Raw genomic sequence first — 2,266 nt, 5'->3', positions numbered from 1 at the left:
CCGTCCCGAGATCCTCGACCCGGCGCTGCTGCGCGCCGGGCGCTTCGACCGCCAGGTGCTCGTTGACCGGCCGGACTAGATCGGGCGGCTGGACATCCTGCGCGTGCACGTGCGCAAGGTGAAGCTGGACCCGGGGCTGCATCTCGACGAAGTGGCTGCGCTGACGCCGGGCTTCACCGGCGCCGACCTCGCCAACCTCGTCAACGAGGCCACGCTGGCGGCCACGCGGCGCAAGGCCGATCTGGTGACGCTGGCCGACTTCACGCTCGCGGTCGAGCGCATCGTCGCCGGCCTGGAGCGGCGCAACCGCGTGCTCAACCCCGAGGAGCGCAAGACCGTGGCCTACCACGAGATGGGCCATGCGCTGGTGGCGCTGGCGCTGCCGGCATCGGCGCGCTCGGCTACACCATCCAGCGCCCCACCGAAGACCGCTACCTGATGACGCGGCGCGAGCTCGAGCGCAAGATCGCCGTGCTGCTGGGCGGCCGCGCGGCCGAGAAGCTGGTCTTCGGCGAGTTGTCCACCGGCGCCGCCGACGACCTGGCCAAGGCCAGCAACATCGCGCGCGACATGGTCAGCCGCTACGGCATGGACGAGGGCCTGGGTTATGTCGCGCTCGAGGCGCAGCGCTCGACCATGCTCGACGTGCCGGCCGCGTTCGCTCAGAGCGGCCCGGCCGTGTCGGAAGACACGCGCCGGCGCATCGACGAGGCGATCCGCACCCTCGTGATGGAGGGCTTCGCTCGCGCCACCGCGATCCTCGACCTCAACCGCGAGGTGCTCGAACGCAGCGCCCGCGCGCTGCTGGAGCAGGAGACGCTGGACGAGCCGGCGATCCGCAAGCTGACCACGGACCTGAAGACGGCCTGACCCGTGCACGCGGCAGCGTCGATCGTGATAGGCCCTTCATGGCGCACCTGACGCAGATCCTGCTGTTGCTGGCGGTGGCGGTGGCGGTCGTGCTCGCCTGCCAGCGGCTGCAGGTTCCCACCAGCCTGGGCTACCTGCTCGTCGGCGTGATCCTCGGGCCGCACACCGTGGGTCCGACCATTCATGTGCCGGAGTTCGAGGCGCTGGCCGAGTTCGGCGTGGTGTTCCTGTTGTTCACGATCGGCCTGAATTTCTCGCTGCCGCAGCTGAACGCGCTGCGCCACCAGGTGCTGGGCCTGGGCACCGGGCAGGTCGCGCTCACCACGGCCGCGGTGGGCATCGCGGCCTGGCTGGCCGGCGTGCCCGGTGCGGCGGCCTTCGTCATCGGCGCGGCCTTCGCGCAGTCCTCGACGACCATCATCGCCAGCCTGCTCAAGGAGCGCGGCGAAGACAACGCGCCGCACGGCCGCCTCGGGCTGGCGATGTCGGTGTTCCCGGACGTCACCGCGGTGCCGTTCCTGGTGATCATTCCGGCGCTGGGCGTGGCGGTGGCCGCCGACGTGCTGGCGCTCGAGCTGGCCTGGGCGCTGGCCAAGGGTGCGCTGGCCTTTGCGCTGGTCTTCCTCGCCGGCCGCTGGCTGCTGCGGCCGCTGATGCACCACGTGGCCGAGCGGCGCTCGGCCGAGATGTTCACGCTGACCGTGCTGCTGATCGCGCTGCTCGCGGCCTGGGCGACCGACGGCCTGGGCCTGTCGCTGGCGTTCGGCGGTTTCCTGGCCGGCATGATCCTCGGCGAGACCGAGTTCCGGCACCAGGTCGAGGCGGCGATCCGGCCTTTCCGCGACGTGCTGCTGGGCCTGTTCTTCGTCGGCATCGGCATGCGCTTCGACCCCGTGGCGGTCTGGCCCGTGCTGCACTGGGCGCTGCTGGGCGCGCTGGTGATCCTGCTGGCCAAGACGCTCATCGTCGCGGCGATGATGCGCCGCATCGGGCTGGCGCCGCGGCTGGCCTGGCGCACCAGCCTGCTGCTGGCGGTGGGCGGCGAGTTCGGGCTGGCGCTGCTGGCCATCGCACTGGACGCGCGAGCCATTGACGCGCGGCTGGGCCAGATCGCGATCAGCGCTATCTTGCTGGCGATGGTGGCCGGCGCCGTGGTGATCCGCTTCAACAGCGCGATCGCGGGCCTTCTTGCGAGGTCGGCAGGGCCGGCGCAAGCAGCGCCCGGCGCGCCGCAGGCCGAGTTGCCTTTGCCCGGAGCCGCCGACGCGTCCGCGCCCGTGGTGATCGGCGGCTACGGCCGTGTCGGGCACACCGTGGCAGTGCTGCTGCAGGCCAGCGGCGTGCCGTTCGTCGCCTTCGACACCGACCCCAAGCGTGTCGCGCAGGGCCGCGCCGC

1 protein-coding gene and 1 pseudogene are annotated in these 2,266 nt (G+C 71.9%); both read left to right on the top strand.

Annotated elements, in window-relative coordinates; genetic code table 11:
- Positions 1-870, top strand: a pseudogene (locus RMP09_RS04740) (cell division protein FtsH); the annotation flags it as partial.
- A 38-nt stretch (positions 871-908) separates the two neighbouring features.
- The coding region (locus RMP09_RS04735) for a cation:proton antiporter (RefSeq protein WP_310564850.1) at positions 909-2,266 on the top strand (1,358 nt) is incomplete at its 3' end.

Source organism: Hydrogenophaga sp., from assembly GCF_031426985.1.
Lineage (GTDB): Bacteria > Pseudomonadota > Gammaproteobacteria > Burkholderiales > Burkholderiaceae_C > Hydrogenophaga.
This window is presented reverse-complemented; position numbering and strand designations above follow the sequence as displayed.